Raw genomic sequence first — 22,003 nt, forward strand, 5'->3', positions numbered from 1 at the left:
CACGCGCCCGGGGCGCGCCCACGCCGATTCCCCGGCGCTCGGGTCAGCGCACCGCGCCGGACCCCACAGACCCGCGCTCGGGTCAGCGCACCGCGCCGGCGTCGTCGCCGACGAGGAGAGCCCAGGCGCGCTCGAGGTCACCGGCCATGTCGACGGAGGGGTCGAGCGTCCACTGCACCTGTAGGCCGTCGGCGAGGGCGACCATCACGCGCGCCACGTGATCGGGGTCGATGCCCGCGGCGACCCGCCCGGAGGCCTGGCGATCCCGGACGACGTCGGCGATGCTCCGACGCACTCCGGCGACGTGCTCGACGAGGAACGCCCGCGCCGGGTGCTCCGCATCACCGGCGGCGGCCGCCATCGTCAGATACAACTCGACGAGACCCGGGACGTCGCTGTTGTGGCGCATGACCGCGACCAGGCCCTCGATCGCGTCCTGCGACCCGGCCGCGGCGAACTCCTCGTAGTCGACGGCGTCGCGCTCCCGCAGGATCGCCGCGAACAGGTGTTCCTTGGATTCGAAGTAGTGCATGAGCCCCGGCAGGCTGACGCCGACCTCACGCGCGACCTCACGGAGCGACGTGCCGCGATACCCCTCGCGCGCGAACACCGCGAGCGCGACCCGGAGGATCTCCTCCCGGCGCGCAACGCCCTTCGCGTAGGAGCCCCGTGCCGTCATGTGCCGATTGTAGGGCCGCACGACGACGACGGGTGGGGATTCCCCCACCCACCGCCGACGCCGATACATGCACAACTCAGGACGGGTCCGGCGCGCCGTCCCGCGATCGCCGCGATCGCGGCAGACCCGCCGCGATCGTCCTGAGTTGCGAACGTCGAGACCCCTGCTCGCAGACCGCAGCCCGCTGCCCGCTCAGGCGCCGAGCGCGACCGCCGTCCACGACACGGGCGGGAGCGTGATCGTGAGGGTGCCGTCGGCGAGCGACGCACTCTCGTTCGCGACGAGACCGACGCGCTCGCGGTCGTCGATCGTGTTCTTCGCGTAGACGTCCTCGTCGTGGATACCGTTCGCCTCGACGATCGAACCGACGCCGAGCGCCGAGACGTCGATGGTCACCGTGATCGCCTCGTCCTGGTGGCGGTTCACGAGGAACACGGCCGCGGTCCCGGCCTCGGCGTCGTACGTCGCGACCGAGTCGACGAGCGGTGCGTCGCCGTGGACCTTCGTGGTGTAGCTGCCGACCTCGATGCGCGGCGCGATCACAACACCTGATGCGAGCCTGCTGGTGACCGAGAACGGGAAGAACGTCGTCTGCCGCCAGGCGCCGCCGCCCGGCTCGGTCATGATCGGGGCGATGACGTTCACGAGCTGCGCGAGGCTCGCCGACCCGACGCGGTCGCTGTGCTTGAGCAGGGTCATGAGCAGGTTGCCGAACACGACCGCGTCGGCGACCGAGTACACGTCCTCGATGAGGCGGGGCGCGTAGGCCCACTCCTCGATCGTGCCCTCGATCGCGTTCCACTCGTCGAGGTACCAGACGTTCCACTCGTCGAACGAGAGCTGGATCTGCTTGTCGGAGTGGCGCTTGTGCTGGACGTGGTCGGCGGCTGCGACGACCGTCCGGATGAAGTACTCCATGTTGAGGGACGACGCAAGGAACGACCCGAGGTCGCCGTCGCGCTCCTGGTAGTACGCGTGGCAGGAGATGTAGTCCACCGAGTCGAAGCTGTGCTCGAGGACGGTGCGCTCCCAGTCGCCGAAGGTCGGCATCGAGGAGCTCGACGAACCGCAGACGACGAGTTCGAGCTTCGGGTCCACCATCTTCATCGCCGACGCGGTCCGGGCGGCCAGCTTGCCGTAGTCGTCGGCCGACATGGCGCCGACCTGCCATGGCCCGTCCATCTCGTTGCCGAGACACCACATGCTGATGCCATAGGGCTCGGGTGCGCCGTTCGCGATCCGCTGGTCGGACAGCGCCGTGCCGCTCGGGTGGTTCGTGTACTCGAGGAGGTCGAGCGCTTCGAGCACCCCGCGCGTGCCGAGGTTGACGGCCATCATCATCTCGCTGCCAGTGAGCTTGCACCACTTGGCGAACTCGTCGACGCCGACCTGGTTGGTCTCGAGCGAGTGCCAGGCCAGGTCGCGGCGCACGGGGCGGTTCTCGCGCGGCCCGACGCCGTCCTCCCAGCGGTAGCCGGAGACGAAGTTGCCGCCGGGGTAGCGGATGGTGCTCGTGCCGAGCTCCGTGACGAGGTCGACCACGTCGCCGCGGAAGCCGTCGGCGTCGGCGGTGGGGTGGCCGGGCTCGTAGATGCCGTCGTAGACGCAGCGGCCCAGGTGCTCCACGAACGAGCCGAAGATCCGGCGGTTGACGGGGGCGACCGTGACGTTCGGGTCGATGGCGATGCGTGCGGTGGTCATGACGGGAGGTGTCCTTCGTTCGGGCCGGAGTCGGCCGTGGCGTGCAGTGCTGGTCGTGCGTGCGTTGCGTGGGCGGTCGTGGTGTCGATGATGTCGTGGAGTGCCCGGTCGGGGCGACGCCGCGGCGGCGCGTCTGTGAAGCGGCTCACTTCACACTGCCGAGGGAGAGCCCGCCCTGCCAGTACCGCTGCAGGGAGAGGAAGGCGATGATGAGCGGCACGATCGAGATGAACGCCCCGGTGACGATGAGGTTCCACACCTGCTCGCCGCCGGCACCCGCGTTCGACAGCGCCGTCCAGTTGTTCAGTCCGACCGTCACGGGAAGCAGGTTCGGGTCGCTGAGCACCGCCAGCGGCAGGAAGAAGTTGTTCCAGGTGCCGACGATCGAGAGCAGCAGCACCGTGACGATCGCCGGGCGCAGCAGCGGGAGCGCGACCTGGAAGAAGGTCCGCAGCTCCCCTGCGCCGTCGACCCGCGCGGCGTCGAGGATCTCGTCCGGGATGGCGTCCTGGGTGTAGATGCGCATGAGGTACACGCCGAACGGGCTGAGCAGCGACGGGAGGATCACGGCCCAGATCGTGTTGACGAGGCCGACCTGGCTGAGCAGGACGAAGGTCGGGATGACCAGGGCCGTGAGCGGGACCATGACCGCACCGAGCAGCAGGTTGAAGAACAGCGAGCGACCACGGAACCGGTACTTGGCGAAGCCGTATCCGGCGAGCACCGCGAGGACCGTGGCACCGATCCCACCCGAGAACGCGTACAGGAAGGAGTTCCCGAGCCAGCGCCAGTAGATCCCGCCCTGGTGGGTGGAGAGTTCGGCGACGTTGTCGAAGAAGTTGAACTCACCGTCGAACCAGAGCGGCCCGCCGGAGCCGGTGAAGAGCCCGGAGGTGTCCTTCGTGGCCGCGACGATCAACCACCACAGCGGGAGGATGAAGTAGATGACGAGGGCGAGGAGGAAGAGGTGCGAGCCGACGCGGCGACCCCCGGTGCGGGCCTCGGGGCCCTGACGACGTCGTCCGGCCTTCGGGTTGACGGCCGGGATGGCGGTGGTGGCGCTCATCATTTGAGTCCGCTCTGCTTGCGCGTGAGGAAGAGGAAGACGTACGAGCCGATGAACACGATGATCCCGAGTGCGAAGGAGATCGCGGAGGCGTAGTTGAACTGGCTGTACGAGAAGGCGAGGGAGTACGCGTACATGTTCGGTGTGTACGAGATGGGGATGGCGCCCTGGGCGACCCCGCGCAGCACCTGCGGTTCGGTGAAGAACTGCAGCGTGCCGATCATGGCGAAGATGAGCACCATGACCATCGACGAGGAGATCATCGGCACCTTGATGCGGAGCGCGGTCTGGAACGCGTTCGCGCCGTCGATGCGGGCGGCCTCGTAGATGGACGGGTCGATCCCGCGGAGCGCCGCGTAGATGATGATCATGTAGTAGCCCGACCACTGCCAGGTCACGATGTTCACGAGACTGCCGAAGATGCTGCTCTGGTCGAGGAAGGACGGCGCCGTGGCCCCGAAGAGCGCGAAGACGTCGGTCGCCGGACCGAAGCGCGGGCTGTAGAGGAAGCCCCACATGAGCGCGCCGATGACCACGGGGATCGCGTAGGGCACGAAGATCATGAGTCGTGAGAACTTCGACAGGACGGTCGCCAGGTTGTCGAGCACGAGGGCTGCGACGAGCGCGACGAGCATCTGCGCGGGGATCATGACGAGGGCGAACATCGCCACCCGGGCGAGCCCGCTGAGGAAGATCGGGTCGGTGAAGGCCTTCGCGTAGTTCGCGAGGCCCGTGAACTCGGTACCGGTCGCGAGGGTGGAGGTCTGGAGACTCATCCAGAACGCGTAGCAGAGCGGGAAGATGAGGAAGGCCGCGAAGACGACGGCGAAGGGGGCGACGAAGAGCCAACCCCAGCGCTGCCGTCGGCGGTCGATCGCGCCGATGCCGCCTCGTCGCGGACGGACGATCCTGGCGGCCGACACGGCGGTGGAGGCCGATCCGGTGGTGAGTGCCATGATGCTGCTTTCGAGTCGTGGGGACCACCGGGGCGGCGACTGCGCCGCCCCGGTGGCGGAGGACGTGCGGGGCGACGTGGCGGCCGCCCCGGCGGGCTACTTGGTGGTGAAGCCCTGCTCGGTGGCGTACTTCTCGAGGCTCGCCTGGAGGTCATCGAGCGCCTCGTCGGCGGTCTTCTCCCCCTGCACCATCGCGTACTGCTGCTCGGTCAACTGGTCGAACGCGTAGTTCTGGAACGGGCTGAACGTGAAGCCGCTGTACCCGGCCGCCGCGGCGAGGAAGACGTCCTTGTTGATCTGCTGGCCACCGAAGAACGGGTACTCGAGGTTCGTGAAGTAGTCGGACTCCAGGATCGGCTTGTACGTCGGGAACAGCGCGCCCTGCTCGATGCCGATCTTCCACGCCTCATCGGTGCCGAAGATGTCCTTCGCGACCTCGGCGGCGAGCTTCTTGTCCTTCGCCTGCTCGGTCACGGCGAAGGTGGAACCGCCCCAGTTCACCTGGACGGGGTTCGCCGCGTCCCACTGCGGGAGCGGGGCGGCGCGCCACACGGCGGTGTCGTCGGCGTCGGAGAGGCCCTGGAGGTAGCCGGGGCCCCACGCGGCCGCGAGGTAGACGGCGTAGGTGCCATCGACGAGGCTCGTGTTGTAGTCGGCGGTGAAGGCGTCGTCGGTGGTGACGAGTCCCTCCTTCACGAGGCCGTCCCAATAGTTGAGGACCCGCTTGGACGCGTCGTCGTTCACGTCGATCGACACCTCGGTGGGCTTCGTCTTGTCGTACTCGAACGGCTTGGAGCCGGCCTGGGCGAAGAGCGCCTGGTTGAAGGCGCGGCCGTTCGTCGGGAAGTTGGCGAGGACACCCGTGCCGGCGTCCTTCAGCTGCTTCGCGGCGGCGGCGAACTCGTCCCAGGTGGTCGGGACGGCGATGCCGGCCTTGTCGAAGAGGTCCTGGCGGTAGAGCATGCCCATCGGGCCGCTGTCGACCGGGATCGCGTACACCGAATCACCGCTCGTGACGTCGTTCCAGGCGCCCTCGGTGTACTTGTCCTTGACCTCGTTCGCGCCGAACTCGCCGATGTCGACGAGCGCCTTGCGGATCGTGAAGCTGGAGATGACCTCGGATTCGAGCATGATGACGTCGGGTGCGCCGGACTTCGCCTCGATGGCGGTGGAGAACTTCGTGTACTCGTCGTTGCCCTGGCCGGCGTTCGTCCAGCAGACCTGGACGTCGTCGTGTGTCTCGTTGAAGAGGTCGACGACCTGCTCGAAGGCGGGGAACCAAGCCCAGACGGTGACCTGCGGCACGTCCTTCTTGGTGATGGTGTTGGTGCAGGAGGCTTCGCCGCCTCCGCTTGCGCCACCGGTGGAGCATCCGGTGAGGGCCATCGCTGCGACGGCGACCGTGCCGACTGCTGCGAGAACTCGTGACTTCATGTGGGTGCTGTCCTCTCGGAGATGGAACTTCATTGTCATCGTGCCGGGTTTTACAACGTTGAAGGTAAACGTTGTAAAAGCATGATGCCGGGTGGTTCCAGCGATGTCAAGGACGAATCGGAGTGGTGGGTCAGACGGCGGGGAGCGCGGTGGACTCCCGCTGGACGAGCTCGAAGTCGGCCAGCACCAGGCGGGCCGGGAAGACCTCGTCGCGCCGCTCGATGCGCTCCAGCAGCAGATCCACGGCCGTCTCGGCGATCTGGTCGCGCCCCGGCGCGATCGTCGACAGCGACGGCAGGGAATACCGCCCCTCGTCGATGTCGTCGAAGCCGATGATCGCCACCTGCTCCGGCATCCGGATGCCCCGCTCGCTCAGGACGCGCATCGCGCCGAGGGCGAGCGCGTCGTTGAAGGCGACGATGCCGTCGAACCGCACCCCCTCGTCGAGCATCGCCCGCATCGCGACCGCGCCGTCCAGACGGTGCCAGATCTCGACTTCGCGCACGAGGGCCTCGTCGTACGGCAGACCCGCGGCGTCGAGCGCCTCGCGGTAACCGACGAGGCGGAGTCCCGCGGAACCGATCTCCTCACCCGGGTGCGCGCCGAACGCGACGATCCGGCGGCGCCCCGAAGCGATCAGGTGCTCCGTCGCCGCACGGACACCTTCGGTGTTCTGCATCGTGACGTGGTCGTTCGGAGCGTTGAAGATCCGCTCGCCGAGGAGGACCATCGGTGTGCGCACCTCGGCGAGGATGTCGACGTCCTCCTCCCCCAGCTCGAGCGCGGAGTACAGGATGCCGTCGACGAGCTGCGTCCGCGGACCACGGACGAGCGCCGCCTCGCGCTCGCGGTCGCCACCGGTCTGCTCGATCAGCACGTACAGACCACGCTGCGCGGCGGCGTGCATGACGGCGTCGGCGAGCTCGGCGAAGTAGGAGTTCCGGAGGTCGGGGATGATCAGGCTGATGACGCCGGAACGACCGGAGCGGAGTCCTCGGGCGGAGAGGTTCGGGCGGTAGCCGAGTTCGGCGATCGCCGCGAGCACCCGCTCCTTGGTGGCCTGCTTGATGTGCGGGTAGTCGTTGACGACGTTCGAGACGGTCTTGGCGGACACCCCGGCGAGCTTCGCCACGTCGTGCAGGGTGGTCGCCATGATCCTCCTCGGCGGCGGCATGCCCGGCCGCCCTGTACGCACTCTACAACGTTGAAGGAGCGGCCCCGGATCCTTGCCCCCGAGCGGTCGGAGAACCGGTGGACTCCCTCGGGACGACGCGGAAGCCGCTGACGATCGCGCGCGGAGCCTCCGGCTGCCCGGGTGCGGCGATCCGCTCGATCACGAGCTCGACGGCGCGCTCGGCGATCTCCTCGCGGCCGATGTCGACCGTGGACAGGGTCGGGAGGGCGTAGCGCGTCTCGTCGAGGTCGTCGAAGCCGATGATCGCGACGTCGTCGGGGATGCGGAGCCCGGCGTCCTGGAGGACGCGCATGGCACCGAGGGCCATCGCATCGTTGAAGGCGACCACGCCGTCGAACGGCAGGCCCGCGGCGATGACCTCCCGCATCGCGTTCGCCCCGTCGCTGCGGTGCCAGCTGACGACGGTGCTGACGTAGGCGGGATCGGCAGGGATCCCGGCGGCTTCGAGCGCCTCCCGGTACCCCTGGAGACGGAGCGCGGCCGGGCCCAGGGTGTCGTGCGGGTCGGTGCCGAGTGCCACGATGCGCCGTCTGCCCTGCGCGAGCAGGTGTTCGGTCGCCGCGCGGGCTCCGTCGACGTTGGCCATCGTGACGTGGTCGCGGTCGCCGTCGAACAGTTGCTCACCGAGGATCACCATCGGCCCGTCCGGAAGCAGCGCACTGTCGTCGCGGTCGAGGCTGAGCGGGCTGTAGAGGATGCCGTCGACGAGCTGCATGCGCGGCCCGCGGAGGATCTCGAGCTCGACGTCACGACCGCCGGCGACCTGCTCGATGAGCACCGAGAGCCCGCGCGCGCGAGCCTGACGCATGACCGCGTCCGCGAGCTCTGCGAAGTAGGCGTTGCGGAGGTCGGGGATGATGAGGCTGATCACGCCGGACCGACCTGAGCGGAGACTCCGGGCCGAGAGGTTGGGGCGGTAGCCGAGTTCGGCGATCGCGCTCTCGACCTTGGAGCGGGTCGCATCGCTCACGTGCGGGTAGTCGTTGACGACGTTCGAGACGGTCTTGATCGAGACGCCCGCGCGTGCGGCGACGTCGTGCATCGTGATCGACACGCGTCTCCTCCCCCGGCCGGCTCCCGGCTGTCAGCAGACTACCGCTCCGCCGGCACGGGGTGTCGTGGCCGCCAGCGCGGTGCGCTGACGCGAGCGCGGGTCTGTGGCGTGAGCGCGGGCCTCCGGAGGGGCGCGCCCACGCGGTGGACCCGCGCTCACGCCCATCCGGGCGGTCTGGGGTCAGCGCACCGCGCTGGCGTCAGGACCGAACACGAACGACGAGCGCCGGACGACGGGCATCAAGCGACCGGCGTCCACTCGGTCAGCCGTCGGTGAGTGGGACCCGTTTCTTCGGTTCGGTCGACATCCGGTGCAGCAACGGCACGGCGATGATGAGCGCGACACCGGCACCGAGCAGCAGCCCGCCGATCGTGTCGCTCACCCAGTGGGCGCCGAGATAGGTCCGCGACAGCATCATCAGCAGCGTGTAGGCGACACCGATCAACCACACCCAGACCCTCGGGAAGATGATCCCGAACGCGACGGCGATGGTCGCCGCGTTCGCACTGTGCCCCGAGGGGAAGGAACCGAAGTCCGCATGGACGAGGATGTCCTCGGGCCGCGAGCGACCGACGATGTTCTTGATGATCTGCACCGCTCCAGCGCTCAGGGCGGAGACGACCGCGAAGTACAGGGCGGCCCACGGGCGGCGCAGCAGGAGCAGGACGGCGATCCCGAGCAGCGGCACGACGAAGATCGCGACGACCCCGCCGCCGAGCCAGTTCATGACGAGCGCAGCCTGGACGAGCCACGGTGAACGCTCCTCGAGGATCTCCTGCATCCACTCCTCGTCGAACCCGAACGGGGCGTTCGGACCGCGCTGGAACAGCAGCACGCCGAGCAGGAGGACGAGGACCACGGCGATCGCGCCGCTGATCAACGGCCACCGCCGGGAGACCTTCGCGGCGAGCTTCGGATCGGGCCGGATCGACGCCGGGTCCGGATCCATCGCGAGCGCACCCGACTCGTCGAGGGCTGGCGAGACCGCCTCGTGCACCTCGGGAGCCGGTGCAGCTGCTGGGTCGTCGTGGTCGTCGGGTGCCGTCATCGTCCCATCATGCCGTGTCGGGCATGTCTCACGCGTGGGCTTGCGCCAGGAGGATGACGCGCGGATCGCCGCGTCGATGCACCGCCGGATCTGCGCGGACGGGCAGTGGCGACCGATGTCCGACGAGCACGACCCGCGAGTCAGACGGGCGATACTGGAGCGGTGACGACCGACTCCCGAACCGCCCCTCTCGCCGACGACGCGCGGTGCCCCTGTCTGTCCGGTGAGACGTACGGCACCTGCTGCGGGCGCCTGCACCGAGGCGAGTCGGTGGCGGCGACCGCAGAGGCGCTCATGCGGTCGCGGTTCTCGGCCTTCGCAGTCGGCGACGCGGAGTATCTGCTGCGCACCTGGCATCCGTCGACCAGGCCGGCGTCGCTCGAGCTGGACGACTCGCTCCGCTGGTACCGGCTCGACATCGTCGCGACCTCCCGCGGGGGCCTGCTCGACACCGAGGGGATGGTCGAGTTCGTCGCGCACCACAAGGTTCCCGGCGTGCGGGGCTCCGCAGGAAGCCAACACGAACGGAGTCGGTTCTCGAAGGACACCGGCGCGTGGGCGTACGTCGATGGCGTGGACCCCTCCGCCTGACCGGGACCCGCTCGCCCGGGCCCGAGCCGGTGTCAGCGCGGTGCGCTGGCCCGAACGGCCCCGAACCGGCGTCAGCGCGGTGCGGCCACCCGAGTGAGCCTGAACCGGCGTGACCGCGGGTCGCAGCCCTGAGCGCGCCGCTCCGGAGACCCGCGCTCACGCCACAAGCCCGCGCTCACGTCAGCGCACCGCGCTGGCGCAACCCACCAGGTCAGCCGGCGAGGGCCGGGACCTTCTTCGGTTGCACGATGAACCAGAGCGCACACACCGACACGACCGAGGTCGCGGCCATCACGGCACCCATGGGGATCGCGGTACCGATCCCGAGCACCCCGACGATCGGCGAGATGAGTCCCGCGAGCCCGAAGTTGAGCGCCCCGAGGAGCGACGCCGCCGTCCCGGCCTCGTGCCCATGGTTCGCGAGTGCGAGCACCTGCACCGCCGGGAAGCCGAAGCCGCACGACAGGATGAAGAAGAACAGCGGCACCAGCACACCGAACAGCCCGACGTCGGCCATCGTCAGCGCGACGATCGTGACCGCCGAGATGAGCTGCACGATGGTCGTGCAGGCAAGGATCCACTGCGGCCCGTACCAGCGCATGAGGCGCGACGAGATCTGCACGCCGGCGACGATGCCGAGCGAGTTCACCGCGAACAGGAGGCCGTACTCCTGTGCGTCGAAGTCGTAGACCTCCTGGAAGAGGAACGACGAGCTCGAGAGGTAGGCGAACAGGCCCGAGAAGCTCATGCCACCGATGAGGGCGACACCGACGAACACGCGGTCGCTGAACACCGAGCGGTAGCGGTCGCGGACGGTGCTGTGTCCGGCGTCGCGACGCCGCGCCGGCGGAAGGGTCTCGACGATCCAGAGCGACACCGCGATGACGACGAACAGCCCGTAGGCGGCGAGGAACACGAAGAGTCCGCGCCAGTCGAGGACGAGGAGGAGCTGCGACCCGATCACGGGGGCGGCGATCGGCGCGAGGCCGTTGACGAGCGCGAGTCGCGACAGCATCCGCACGAGCGGCTTCCCGCCGAAGAGGTCGCGGACCATCGCCATCGCGACGACACCACCGGCCGCCGCGCCAGCACCCTGCAGCACGCGGAACACCATGAGCCACCCGATGTCGGGCGCGAACGCGGCGCCGACCGAGGCCAGGATGTGGATACTCGTCGCGAGGATGAGCGGGAGACGCCGGCCGACCTTGTCGCTCCAGGGCCCCATGAAGAGCTGACCCACCGCGAAGCCGATCGTGGTCCCGGTGAGGGTGAGCTGGATGAGGCTGACCGGGACGTCGAGGTCCTGTTCGAGGATCGGGAACGCCGGCAGGTAGAGGTCGATGGTGAACGGCCCGAGCGCGGTGAGCGCGCCGAGCACGAGGATGTAGACGAGGCGCTGCCTGCCCGAGAGCGAGTCCCCGGGGTGGACGACGGTGATTCCTGCGGTGTGCACTGGTGAACGGATTCCTAGCGAGGTGCGGGGGGGTGGAGGGGTGGTCCGAATCGATGTCGAATCGATTCGAGAATCGGCGTCAAGGCTAGCAGTCGGGGACGCGTTTTCGCGACACCCCCGGACGACCGATCGGCGTCGACCTCGCTCCACAGGCCCTGGGGAGCAGGGTCGTCTCAACGACTCCCAGGCGACCGCCCAGCATCCGTTTCACGACGTTCGCTAGGCTGATCCGGCTGCAGACGAACCGGTCGCGGTCCGCCTGCCTGGAGCCCGATCCACCCTGCATATACCCCCGATGCAGGCCCCGTAGCCGCCGACGGAAGAGAGCCATGCCAGACCACTCCCGAGCCCCGCTGCCGTTCCAGGTCGATCTCCGCGGAGTCGTCGACCTGCTCAGCCGCCACATCTACTCGGGACCGCGCGTCTACCTCCGTGAGCTCCTGCAGAACGGACGCGACGCCGTCGCAGCCCGTCGCGCCGAGGACCCGACGGCGCCTCCCGGCAGACTCCTCATCACCCCGCACGTGCCACGGTCCGGCTCGGAAGCGGGCTCGCCGTTCCGCTTCCGCGACGACGGTATCGGGCTCACCCGCGACGAAGCCGCCGAGCTGCTGGCGACGGTCGGCCGCAGCTCCAAGCGCGGCGACCTCGACGAACTCCAGCGCGGCGACTACCTCGGTCGGTTCGGTATCGGGCTGCTGAGCTGCTTCATGGTCGCCGACACCATCACCGTCCGCAGTCGCTCGGCTCGTGGCGGTCCGGCCATCGAGTGGATCGGCGACGCCGACGGCACGTTCACGATCCGCGAACTCGACGACGCCACGACCGCCGCCATGCCGATCGGCTCGGAGGTCGTACTCGACCCACGCATCGACGGTCCACTGCACGACGGCAGTCTGCTCGGGCACGGCACGGTGCTCGGCCTCGCCACGACCTTCGGACGGTTCCTCGACCTCGACGTCGGGGTGGTCGATCCCTCCGCACCCGACCACCCGGTGCGCATCAACGTCGACCCGGTGTTCCGGACGGCTGAGGCGACCACTCGCGAGGCACTCCTGGCGTTCGGGGAGGACCTGCTCGGGACGCGCCCGTTCGACGCCGTGGAGATCGTGGTGCCAGGCACCGGCACCCGCGGCACCGCCTTCGTCCTCCCCTCACCGCCTCCGCCGGGCGCCCGGCAGGCGAGCCGGGTCTACCTCGGCGGCATGCTACTGAGCGAACAGATCGACGACCTGCTGCCCGAGTGGGCGTTCTTCGTCCGCTGCATCGTCGACACGACGGGGCTCCGCCCGACGGCGTCGCGCGAGCAGCTCGTGCAGGACGACGCGTTGGAGTTCACCCGCGAGGCCATCGGCGCAACACTGCGACGGTGGATCCTCGACCTCGCCCGCCAGCGGCCGCACCGACTCCAGGAGTTCATCGGCGTCCACCAGCTCGGCATCAAGGCGATCGCCGCCCACGACGACGACCTCGCGAGCGCCGTCGTCCGGTGGCTCCCGATCGAGACCTCCGCCGGCACGATGACCATCGACGAACATCTGTCGCAGACCGGCGTCATCCGGTACACGGCATCCCGCGACGAGTTCCGTCAGATCGCCGCGGTCGTCGATCCGGCCTCGCCGATCGTCAACGGCGGGTACGTGTACGACCAGGAGATCCTGGAGCGGCTGCCCCACCTGATCGACGGCGTTCAGGTCGAACGGGTGACGGTCGCCGACGAGCTCGACAACCTCGAGCCGCCGCACCTGGACGACCTCGCCGCGACGACGGCACTCGAGGACCGCGCCAGCCGCGTGCTCGCCGAGGTCGAGTGCCGGGTCTCGGTGCGCCGGTACCGGCCGGACGACCTCGCCGCGCTGTACGTCGCCGACCCGTCCGTACTCCGACGGCTCGAGCGGCACCGGGCCGCCTCGGTCGCGCCGGGTATCTGGTCGCAGGTCGTCGGGGCCGTCGACTCCTTCCTCGCCGATGCGGGCCCGGGAGGCACAGAGGCAGACACCGCCGCCCGGCTCTGCCTCAACTGGAACGCGGCGCTCGTCCGCCGCCTGGCGACCCTCGACGACGACCTCGTGTTCGAGCGCAGCATCCAACTGCTGTACGTCCAGGCGCTCCTCGCCGGGCACCGCCCCCTCGAAGCACGCGACCGCCGCATGCTCGACGCAGCCATGACCGACCTGATCGGCCTCAGTGTCGGTCTCGACGACAAGGAACTCCGATGACCGACACCACCGCCACCCCCGTGAACGACATCGACCCAGACGCGAGCGTCCAGGACCTCCTCGAGGAGGCCGACACCCTGCCGTGTGGTCCCGCCGAGCGCGCCCTGCTCGACGAGGCACTCCGGCGGGCTGAGGCCGCCGGCGACGAGGAGGCCGCGTACGCGACCCGCATGCGGTTGACCCAGTCGGCGCACATGACGGGCGACACCGACGCCATGTTCAGCTCCTTCGGCTGGTGCGTCGGCAAGCACGACGCGGACCCGGAGCGCTTCCCGATCACGGTCGACGGCTGCGACCTGCTGTTCCAGTACAAGTGGATGGCCGGCCGACTCTCGACGAACCCGACCTTCTCGCTCGCGCAGATCGAGGCCATGCACGAGGACATGCGCACGAGGTACGCGGCAGCGGGCGCCACGATGAGCGGCGTGGTGCAGTCGCAGTTCCACATCGCGACGGTGACCGGTCGCCTCGACGAGGCCGCCGCGTTCCTGGAACGCCGCTCGACCATCGAGGACGACCGGTACAGCCACTGCGAAGCGTGCGTGCGCAACGAGGACGCCTGGTTCCACCAGCTCCGCGGGCACGACGACGAAGCAATCCGGATCTACGACGAGATGTTCGAGAACCGCATGAGCTGTGGCGAGGAGCCGGAGACGAGCGAGGCACAGGCGCTCCTCCCCTACCTCCGCGCCGGCCGGTTCGACGACGCCAAGGCGGCGCACCAGCGCAGCTACCGGGTCGCCCGTTCCAACGCCGACGGGTTCGGCATCATCGCCGACCACCTCGTGTTCTGCGCCGTCACGGGCAACGAGGCGCGCGGCCTGGCGATGCTCGAGCGCCACCTGCCGACCCTCGTCAACGACCCCATCAACCTGTCCGGGCACGCCGACGGGCTCATCGCGGTCGGCGTCCTGCTGGATGCCGTCGCCCGAGCCGGTCATGGTGATCTGCCCGTGCGCGGTGCCGACGCCCCGGACCTCGCCCGGTACCTCGGCAGCGAGTCGACCGACCCGGCCGACTGGACCGTCACCGCGGTCGCGTCGCGCGCCTGGGCGGCCGCCGAGCACCTGACCCGTGCCTTCGACGAACGCAACGGCAACGGCTTCCGCACCGAGCGACTCGAGGCCGCGCGGGCACTCGCGACCGAACACTGGGACCTCCCGCTGTCGGTCGAGGGGTTCGCAGCCCCGGTCGCCGAGCCGGAACCGGCGACCACGGCCGCCGAGTGGCGCGAGCGGACCTCCGCGCTCCTGCAGAGCGCCGACCCACGCGGCGCGATCGTCGCCGCCGAGCAGGGCCTCGCGCTCCTCGCGGACGACGCGGATCCCGACGAGAACCTCCGTGCCGGGCTCTTCGGCGCGATCGCGCAGGCAGCGGTCATCGAGGGCGACGACGACCGCGCGGGGGCGGCCTGGACCGACCGCGACACGGCGCTCCGTGCAGCCGGACGCGTCGCGGTCGCCGACGTCGAGGCCCGCTTCGGCGTGGCCCTCCTCGGCACGGCGACCGAGGACCGGCTCACCCTCCTGCTCGCCGAGCTCGACGACGCCCGTCTCGTGCCCGTCGACGCGGACCGGCTCATCCACACGCTCGTCGTCACCGCACGCCATGCGTTCGAGCTGGCGGGAGCGCAGACCGGGCAGGAGTCCGCGGAACGGTTCATGGGGATCGCCGATCGGCTCGCGGGTGAGGCCGTGCTCGCCGCCGCGGTCGACGACCCGGGCGAGGCAGGCCCGCCGGCCCGTCTCCTGCACGCGCACCTCTTCGCCGTGACCGGCCGGATCGAGGAGGCGGCAGAGCTCCTCGACCCACTCCTCGAGCCCGGGCAGCGGGCGTCGGTCCGCCTCCCCGCACTGACGCTCCGCACCCGGATGCTCGGCGGGGCCGGGGCCTTCGCCGAAGGGGTCGCGCTCGCCGACGAACTCGTCGCCCTCCAGACACTCCTCGGCAACCGGCTCGGCATCATCCAGGCGTGCTCGCTGTCGGCGGCCCTCCTGAGCGACGCCGACCGCGACCGCGAGGCCGCTGCCCGCATGCAGCTCGCGATCACCCACGCGAAGCGGGCGGAGTACGCCGACCTCGACTCGCTCACGCTCCAGCTCGCGCGGTACCTCCAGTTCGCGGGCGATGCCGCCACGGCGCTCGAGCACTACGACGAGGTCTACCAGGCGAAGCGTGAGCACGCCGCGCCGGGTGAGCTCGCGGACCTGCTCGCCAACATGGGCGAGGCCGCGCGCATGATCGGTGAACACGGCATGGCGTACGGCGTGTGGCGCGCCGCGATCGACGACGCCGCATCCGTCGGGAACGACCAGGTGGTCATCCGCACCGGCTTCGGGTTGAGCACGCTCCTCGTCCAGTTCGAGGACGACGACGCGATCGAGGTCATCGACCAGGCACTCGCCGCCGCTCGCCGTCTGGGCGACCCGCAGCTCCTCGTCCAGGCACTCCAGCGTGCGGCGAGCGCACGGGCGGCCTTCGGCGACGACACCGGGCTGCCGCTCTACTCGGAGGCTCGTGACATCGCCTCGGCGCACGAGGCGGCGTGGCTCGTGGCCGACATCACCGATTCGGAGGCACGCTCGCTCGGTGCGCTCGGACGTGCCGACGACGCGACGGCGACGGCTCGGCTCGCCGCTGCGGGGTTCGTGGCCGCCGGTGACGAGAACGGCGCGGCGGTGGCCGAGGTGTTCGCGGCGAGGTCGCGGGTCGCCGTCGACGACCACGCCAGTGCCGTCGACCTGTTCCGTTCGGCTCGCGGGCGCCTCCCTGCCGGCTCGCCCGATTGGACGACGGTCACGGCCGAGCTCGCGGACGCGTACGAGCGCTTTGAGCAGCACACCGATGCGGCACTGCTCCGGGCCGAGATCGAGGAGTGATCGGGACCGTCCTCAGCGCGCCGACGGCACCGCGAGGACGGTCTTCGGACCGCGCCTAGGGCAGTCGCGCGAAGGCGCGGACGGGGAAGGTCGCGAAGTCCTCGACGAGTGGCGGCGTCGCGGTGAAGGCGGCGCCGCTCGCGGGGAGCTCCTCGAGGCCGGTGAGGTGCTCGACCACCTGGATCCCGGCTTCGAGGAGCAGCGAGTGGGCCGGACGCTCGCCCCCGGACCCCGGCTCGGTGTCGTCGATGTTGATGGAGTCGATGCCGACCAGCACCACGCCCTGCTCGACGAGGTACCGCACCCCGTCCTCGGCGAGGTAGGGAGCGTCCTTCGTGTAGGCCTCGGTCGCGAAGTGGCGGTCCCAACCGGTGTGCAGGAGGACGGCGGTCCCGCGCAGCTCGCGGTCGAGGAGGGCGTTCGCGCCGATGCCGCGTTCCGTCGAATCCTGGAGGTGGAACACCTCGGCCGGGAGGTCGACGAGCTGCTCGAGCGTCAGGCTCGCGAGGTCCCCGCCGCCGGCGTAGCGGTGGTAAGGGCTGTCGAGGTAGGTGCCGGTGTTGCCGACCATCTCGATGATGTCCATCGCGAACTCGGTGCCCTCGGCGTACTTCGGGCGCGAGTCCTCGCGCGTGAGGAACGGACGGATCACGGGCTCCGGCAGCCCCGGGTAGGTGCGGAGGCCGGCACGGATCGGGTGGCTGAGTTCGACGAGCGCGCCCTCCGGGCGTGGGCGCACGGCGTCCGCTTGCGCTGCGGTGTCCGGGATCTCGAGCCCGGCCGCCGCGGCCGCCGCCAGGATCCCGCGGGAGCCCTTGTGCTGCTCGCGCACGATCTCGAGCTTGGTGATGCGGATCTCGCCGACCATCGCGAGCCCGAGGTGCGTGACGAGCAGCCGACCGACCTCCTGCTGCTGCGCCTTCCCCTTCGCCTGCGCGATGGCTGGCGGCAGGTCGAGGCGGAAGTCCTCGACGGCGAGTCCGCCACCGTTCAGGAAGCTGACGGAGGCATCGAGGACGGCGCGTTGTTCGGTCATGCCCTCATTCTGACGGGTGCCGCGAACCCTGCCGAGGGATTCCCGGCCATGGGCCACCGATATCCGGCCATGACCGCGGGGTTCCCTCGACTCGACGGCTGAGCGCACTCCACAAGCAGCCCTCATGAGGCTTTTGTACACAGGGCTTGCATATCACATACCTCATGCTTATCCTCGATATGCAAGGACGGTTGACGAATCCGTCCGCGGACGAGGAGAGCCCCATGAAGCACCAACGAACCCTGTCGATCGCCGCTGCAGCCGCCACCCTGGCCGTGCTCTCCGCGTGCACGGGCGACGCCGGGGGCGAGCGCGTCGGTCGCTGCGCGATCGCAGACGAGTTCGCCGCTGGGACGCCGGTCGACGCGACGCCGTCCGGTGAGATCACCTTCCAGACCACCGCGCTGAAGGCCTCGTTCTCCGAGTACTTCACCGAACTCATCGAGGAGTTCGAAGCCGCCTACCCCGGCACGACCGTCACCTGGGAGGACGACCCTGGCGACGGCAGCTTCGCCACCCGGCTCGTCGCGGACGCGCAGGCGTGCTCGCTGGCCGACGTCGTGAACATGCCGCTCGCAACCGCCGGCGGGCTCCGCGAACAGGGCTTCCTCGCCGACCTCGACGCCGCGTCACCGGGCATCGGCGACGACTTCATCCCGAGCCTGTGGGACAGCCTGGTCCTCCCGGGCGACGACCACCACTACGTACTCCCCTGGTACTGGGGCCTCATCGGCCTCCAGACGTACAACACCGAGCTCATGCAGCGCGCCGGGCTCGACCCGGAGCACCCGCCGACCACCTTCGAGGAACTCTTCGACGCGGCCGATCAGGTCGCCGAACGGTCGAACGGCGAGTTCAGTGCCTTCTCCGCGAGTCTCGGTCTGCGACTCCCGCTCGAATGGCAGCTGCAGGAGGCCGAGGTCATCGCCGACGACGGTTCGGCGTTCGTCTTCGCCGACGATCCGGCCGTGCAGGAGTGGACCGAGCGCATGACGCGACTCGCGCTGGCCGGCGGCATCCCGAAGGACTCGATCGCGTCCGACGACGAGCCCACCGCCCTGTTCACCCAGGGCGCGACCGTCTGGGGCTCACCGAACGCCTCGTCGCTCCGGTACGTGCAGGAGGGCAACCCGAGCGTGTACGAGCATGTGGGCGTCTCGTCCCTCCTCGACCGCCGCGGCACGGCGATCGCCGAGGTGCAGACCATCGCTGTCCCGAGCACGAGCACCAACCCGGCCACCGCCATCGCGTTCGCTCGATTCCTGCTCGCCGCCGAGCAGCAGAACCGCTTCATCAGCGACCCGCGTATCCAGAACTTCCCGAGCACCACCGAGTCGCTCGGTATCCCGAAGCTCACGGACATCACCGGGACCGCACCGATCGACGAAGCGAACCGCCTCGCCGTCGACCTCGCCGAGGAAGCGGAGATCGTCACCATCGTGCAGTGGAGTGACGCGGTCGCGAACGCGGTCAACTCGGAGATCCAGCTCGCGCTCACCGGGAAGAAGGCGCCGCGTGAGGCGCTCCGGGCCGCCCAGGACGCGGCCAACCGGGTCATCGGAGCCGACGCCCGATGACGACCGCTATCCACCTCAACGGGGCGGCGCGCTATCGACCGCCCTGGGTGCCACTGCTGTGGTGTGCACCCGCACTCCTCATGATCACGATCTGGAGCGTCGGGCCCTTCATCGGGACCATCGCGCTGTCGTTCACCGACACGTCCCCGCTCGGCATGGGTGGAGCGTTCGTCGGCCTCGACAACTACCGCTCGATCCTGCAGGATCCCGCGTTCTGGTCGGCGACCGGAAACAGCGTGCTGTACGCACTCATCGCCGTCCCACTGCTGGTCGTCCTGCCACTGCTGCTCGCGCAGCTCGTCCACACCCGGCTCCCCGGGATGGGGTTCTTCCGCTCCGCCTACGCCGCTCCGATCGTGGCGTCCGTCGTCGCGGTCGGACTGGTCTGGCAGAACCTCCTCGGTGAACAGGGCCCGTGAACACGGCGCTCCAGCGGGTCGGTCTCATCCAGCAGGCGGTGCCGTTCCTCTCCGAGGGATCGCTCATCCTGCTCAGCGCCATCGCCCTCACGGTGTGGCGTGGGCTCGGGTGGTACCTGATCTTCTACCTGGCGGCGCTCTCCAACATCCCCCGTGAGCTGTACGAGGCGGCCGAGCTCGACGGCGCCGGCCCGACGCGTCGGTTCCTCACCATCACCGTGCCGGGCACCCGCCTCACGATGCTCCTCGTCGGGTTGCTCGCCGGCATCGGGTCGCTCCGCGTGTTCAGCGAGGTCTACCTGCTCGGCGGCGCCACCGGTGGCCCGGGAGGCGAGGCGCGGACGCTCCCGTTCTTCATCCGCGACGCAGCACTCGACCCCATCACCGGCAACGCGGGCTACGGCGCGGCCGCGAGCGTGGCGCTCTTCGCCCTCACCGCCGTGTTCGCCGTGCTGGCGCAGCGCTTCGGCGGGGAGAAGGACGCATGAGCGCGCGCATCGAGCAACCGCCCGCACGACCGCTCCTGAGGCGTCGGCGTCGACGCTGGTCGAGGACGACACCGGTGCGGTACGCGCTCCTCCTCATCGTGCTCCTCATCTCCGTCGGTCCGCTGCTGTGGCAGTTCCTGTCCTCGCTCAAGGGCTCCGGCGAAGCACTCTTCGGGCGCGACGCCACCCTGTTCCCACAGCTGCCGACCCTCGACGCCTACGTCACGATCTTCCAGCAGATCCCGATGGACGCCTACCTGACGAACAGCGCGATCGTCTGCGCACTCACCATCGCCTCCCAGGTGGTGCTGCCGACCGCCGCCGGGTACATGCTCTCCCGACGAGGCTGGCGGGGGCGACGGGTCACCTTCACCGTGCTGATCGTGTCGATGGTCGTGCCCTTCGAGTCGATCATGGTGTCGCTCTTCCTCATGACCCAGGAGCTCGGCCTGCTCGACACCCTGGTGGGCGCCTGGCTCCCCGGTGCGGTCTCCGCGATGAACGTGCTCATCATGCGGGCCGCGTTCACGGCGGTGCCCGACGAGATCGAGGACGCCGCGTTCCTCGACGGAGCGTCGGAGTGGCAGCGGTTCACCGCCCTGTTCCTGCCGTCGTCCATCGGCGCGATGCTCGTCGTCGTCGTCAACTCGTTCATCACCGCGTGGGACGACTTCCTCTGGCCGCTCCTCGTCCTGCGGAGCGAGTCGTCGTTCACCGTGTCGCTCGGACTCGCACGACTCTCGGCGTCGTCGTTCGGGTTCGACCCCAGGGTCGTGATGGCCGGATCCATCATCGCCGTCGTCCCGGTCCTCGTGGTGTTCATCGTGCTGCAACGATGGTTCCACCGAGGCGTCGCAGCAGGAGGAGTCAAGTGAGTCAACAGCCGCACCACCACCAGCACCGTCCCGTCCCGACCGAGGGCCAGTTGCGCTGGCAACAGAACGGGTTCGGCGTGTTCTTCCACTTCGGCGTCAACACCTTCGCCGGCAAGGAATGGAGCGACGGCACCCTGCCCGCCGCGAGCTTCGATCCGAGCGACCTCGATGTGCGGCAGTGGGTGCGCGTCGCGGCCTCGATCGGCGCCGGATACGTCATCCTCACCGCGAAGCATCACGACGGGTTCTGTCTCTGGCCGACCGCGACGACCGACTACAGCGTCGCATCCTCACCGTGGCAGGACGGCCACGGCGACGTCGTGGCCGAGCTCGCAGCAGCCTGTCGCGAGGCGGGCCTCGGACTGGGGCTCTACCTCTCGCCCTGGGATCGCCATGCACCCGAGTACGCCGACGAGGCGCGCTACGCCGAGGTGTACGCCCGTCAGCTCACCGAGCTGTGCTCGAACTACGGCGAGCTCGTCGAGCTGTGGTTCGACGGCGCCGGGTCCGAGGGTACACCTACGACTGGCCCGGCATCTCCGCGATCATCGAACGACTCCAGCCGCAGGCCATGGTGTTCAACATGGGCGCCCCGACGATCCGCTGGGTGGGCAACGAGAACGGTCTCGCCGAAGACCCGGTCCGGTATGTCGTCGACCACACCGACTTCAGCAACTACACCGTCGTCACCAGCCGGTTCGAGGAGGCCCTCTACCTGCCGCCCGAGTGCGACGTCTCGATCCGCCGCGGCTGGTTCTGGCACCCGGACGACGAGCCGAAGTCGGTCGAGCATCTGCTCGCGATCTTCTACCGGTCCGTCGGACTCGGCGCGAACCTGCTCCTCAACCTCCCACCCGACACCCGCGGGCTCCTCCCCGACGCCGATGTGGAACGTGTGACCGCCTGGGCCGCGGAGCGCGACCGACGCTTCGCACAGCCGATCCTGGGAACCCTGACCACCGACGGGCCGACGGTCACCGTCACGTTCGCGGAGCCGGTCACCATCGATCACCTCCGGCTGCACGAAGACCTCACCGCCGGACAGCTCATCGACCGCCACGAGGTCCGGACACCGGACGGCCGTACGCTCGTCCAAGCCGGTTCCATCGGCGTCTCGAGGGTGCACGTGTTCGAACCGGTCACGACCGACCGGCTGACGATCGCGCTCGTCCCCGACGTCACCGACGAGACGGGCCGCGCTGAGGAAGCGCCGATACCGATGCTCCTCGCGGTCACCGCGTTCCACACTGGCACGAGCACCGTCCCCGAGCTGCCGGTCGGATACGAGGCCCCGACGGACGCCCCCGACTGAGCCGGCACCGCCTCGACGCGG

General features: G+C 69.6%; 18 protein-coding genes and 1 pseudogene. 9 read left to right on the forward strand and 10 right to left on the reverse strand.

All coding sequences use genetic code 11. The annotated features are described in order from the left end of the window. Positions 1 to 82: 82 nt before the first annotated feature. The 8 genes from FGL15_RS04295 to FGL15_RS04330 all read right to left on the reverse strand — a co-directional run bounded on the left by FGL15_RS04295 (position 83) and on the right by FGL15_RS04330 (position 9,133). Positions 83 to 679: a TetR/AcrR family transcriptional regulator gene (locus FGL15_RS04295; RefSeq protein WP_138945096.1), complete on the reverse strand. Its 597-nt coding sequence runs from the start codon at positions 677 to 679 to the stop codon at positions 83 to 85. 192 nt (positions 680 to 871) lie between these two features. After that, positions 872 to 2,380: an alpha-N-arabinofuranosidase gene (locus tag FGL15_RS04300; RefSeq protein ID WP_138945097.1), complete on the reverse strand. Its 1,509-nt coding sequence runs from the start codon at positions 2,378 to 2,380 to the stop codon at positions 872 to 874. Positions 2,381 to 2,525: 145 nt separating this feature from the next. Then, complete coding sequence (locus tag FGL15_RS04305; RefSeq protein WP_138945098.1) at positions 2,526 to 3,446, reverse strand: carbohydrate ABC transporter permease; 921 nt, start codon at positions 3,444 to 3,446, stop codon at positions 2,526 to 2,528. Next, positions 3,446 to 4,402, reverse strand: coding sequence for a carbohydrate ABC transporter permease (locus tag FGL15_RS04310; RefSeq protein WP_138945099.1), 957 nt, complete (start codon positions 4,400 to 4,402; stop codon positions 3,446 to 3,448). The genes FGL15_RS04305 and FGL15_RS04310 overlap by 1 nt, the downstream gene beginning before the upstream one ends. 96 nt (positions 4,403 to 4,498) lie before the next feature. Beyond that, positions 4,499 to 5,836, reverse strand: a complete 1,338-nt coding sequence (locus FGL15_RS04315) for an extracellular solute-binding protein (RefSeq protein WP_138945100.1) — start codon at positions 5,834 to 5,836, stop codon at positions 4,499 to 4,501. A 130-nt stretch (positions 5,837 to 5,966) separates the two neighbouring features. Further along, on the reverse strand, positions 5,967 to 6,989 hold the full coding sequence (locus tag FGL15_RS04320) for a LacI family DNA-binding transcriptional regulator (RefSeq protein WP_138945101.1): 1,023 nt from the start codon (positions 6,987 to 6,989) through the stop codon (positions 5,967 to 5,969). A gap of 43 nt (positions 6,990 to 7,032) precedes the next feature. After that, positions 7,033 to 8,085, reverse strand: coding sequence for a LacI family DNA-binding transcriptional regulator (locus tag FGL15_RS04325; protein WP_138945102.1), 1,053 nt, complete (start codon positions 8,083 to 8,085; stop codon positions 7,033 to 7,035). A 262-nt stretch (positions 8,086 to 8,347) separates the two neighbouring features. Next, complete coding sequence (locus FGL15_RS04330) at positions 8,348 to 9,133, reverse strand: phosphatase PAP2 family protein (protein WP_240773775.1); 786 nt, start codon at positions 9,131 to 9,133, stop codon at positions 8,348 to 8,350. Positions 9,134 to 9,295: 162 nt separating this feature from the next. On the opposite strand from FGL15_RS04330, the gene FGL15_RS04335 reads away from it, so the two are divergent. Further along, positions 9,296 to 9,724, forward strand: coding sequence for a YchJ family protein (locus tag FGL15_RS04335; RefSeq protein ID WP_138945103.1), 429 nt, complete (start codon positions 9,296 to 9,298; stop codon positions 9,722 to 9,724). A 211-nt stretch (positions 9,725 to 9,935) separates the two neighbouring features. Here the strand turns inward: FGL15_RS04335 and FGL15_RS04340 are convergent, their stop codons facing one another. Beyond that, positions 9,936 to 11,177, reverse strand: a complete 1,242-nt coding sequence (locus FGL15_RS04340) for a multidrug effflux MFS transporter (protein WP_205858686.1) — start codon at positions 11,175 to 11,177, stop codon at positions 9,936 to 9,938. A gap of 329 nt (positions 11,178 to 11,506) precedes the next feature. Here FGL15_RS04340 and FGL15_RS04345 point away from each other — a divergent pair, with 329 nt between their 5' ends. Together FGL15_RS04345 and FGL15_RS04350 are read left to right on the forward strand one after the other, a co-directional pair. Then, complete coding sequence (locus FGL15_RS04345) at positions 11,507 to 13,396, forward strand: HSP90 family protein (RefSeq protein WP_138945104.1); 1,890 nt, start codon at positions 11,507 to 11,509, stop codon at positions 13,394 to 13,396. Further along, a complete protein-coding gene (locus FGL15_RS04350; RefSeq protein ID WP_138945105.1) occupies positions 13,393 to 16,275 on the forward strand; it encodes a hypothetical protein in 2,883 nt (960 codons plus the stop codon). Before FGL15_RS04345 ends, FGL15_RS04350 begins: the two co-directional genes overlap by 4 nt. Positions 16,276 to 16,330: 55 nt before the next feature. On the opposite strand, the gene FGL15_RS04355 is transcribed toward FGL15_RS04350, so the two are convergent. Next, positions 16,331 to 17,311 carry a cyclase family protein gene (locus tag FGL15_RS04355; RefSeq protein ID WP_138945106.1) on the reverse strand — a complete coding sequence of 327 codons (981 nt, stop codon included), beginning with the start codon at positions 17,309 to 17,311 and terminating at the stop codon, positions 16,331 to 16,333. Positions 17,312 to 17,535: 224 nt separating this feature from the next. On the opposite strand from FGL15_RS04355, the gene FGL15_RS04360 reads away from it, so the two are divergent. The 6 genes and pseudogenes from FGL15_RS04360 to FGL15_RS20745 all read left to right on the forward strand — a co-directional run bounded on the left by FGL15_RS04360 (position 17,536) and on the right by FGL15_RS20745 (position 21,982). Continuing rightward, the gene (locus FGL15_RS04360) at positions 17,536 to 18,888 is read left to right on the forward strand and encodes an extracellular solute-binding protein (protein ID WP_168223311.1); all 1,353 of its coding nucleotides are present in this window, start codon (positions 17,536 to 17,538) and stop codon (positions 18,886 to 18,888) included. Then, positions 18,885 to 19,307, forward strand: a complete 423-nt coding sequence (locus FGL15_RS20730; protein WP_240773776.1) for a hypothetical protein — start codon at positions 18,885 to 18,887, stop codon at positions 19,305 to 19,307. Before FGL15_RS04360 ends, FGL15_RS20730 begins: the two co-directional genes overlap by 4 nt. Next, positions 19,304 to 19,795, forward strand: coding sequence for a carbohydrate ABC transporter permease (locus FGL15_RS20735; protein ID WP_240773785.1), 492 nt, complete (start codon positions 19,304 to 19,306; stop codon positions 19,793 to 19,795). Before FGL15_RS20730 ends, FGL15_RS20735 begins: the two co-directional genes overlap by 4 nt. Beyond that, entirely contained in the window at positions 19,792 to 20,670 is an 879-nt protein-coding gene (locus tag FGL15_RS04370) for a carbohydrate ABC transporter permease (protein ID WP_138945108.1), read from the forward strand. Before FGL15_RS20735 ends, FGL15_RS04370 begins: the two co-directional genes overlap by 4 nt. Then, positions 20,631 to 21,128, forward strand: a pseudogene (locus FGL15_RS20740) (alpha-L-fucosidase); the annotation flags it as partial. The gene FGL15_RS04370 and the pseudogene FGL15_RS20740, both read left to right, overlap by 40 nt. Before the next feature lie 29 nt (positions 21,129 to 21,157). After that, positions 21,158 to 21,982 carry an alpha-L-fucosidase gene (locus tag FGL15_RS20745; RefSeq protein ID WP_240773787.1) on the forward strand — a complete coding sequence of 275 codons (825 nt, stop codon included), beginning with the start codon at positions 21,158 to 21,160 and terminating at the stop codon, positions 21,980 to 21,982. The last annotated feature ends 21 nt before the right edge of the window (positions 21,983 to 22,003 follow it).

Source organism: Plantibacter sp. M259, from assembly GCF_006065115.1.
Lineage (GTDB): Bacteria > Actinomycetota > Actinomycetes > Actinomycetales > Microbacteriaceae > Plantibacter > Plantibacter auratus.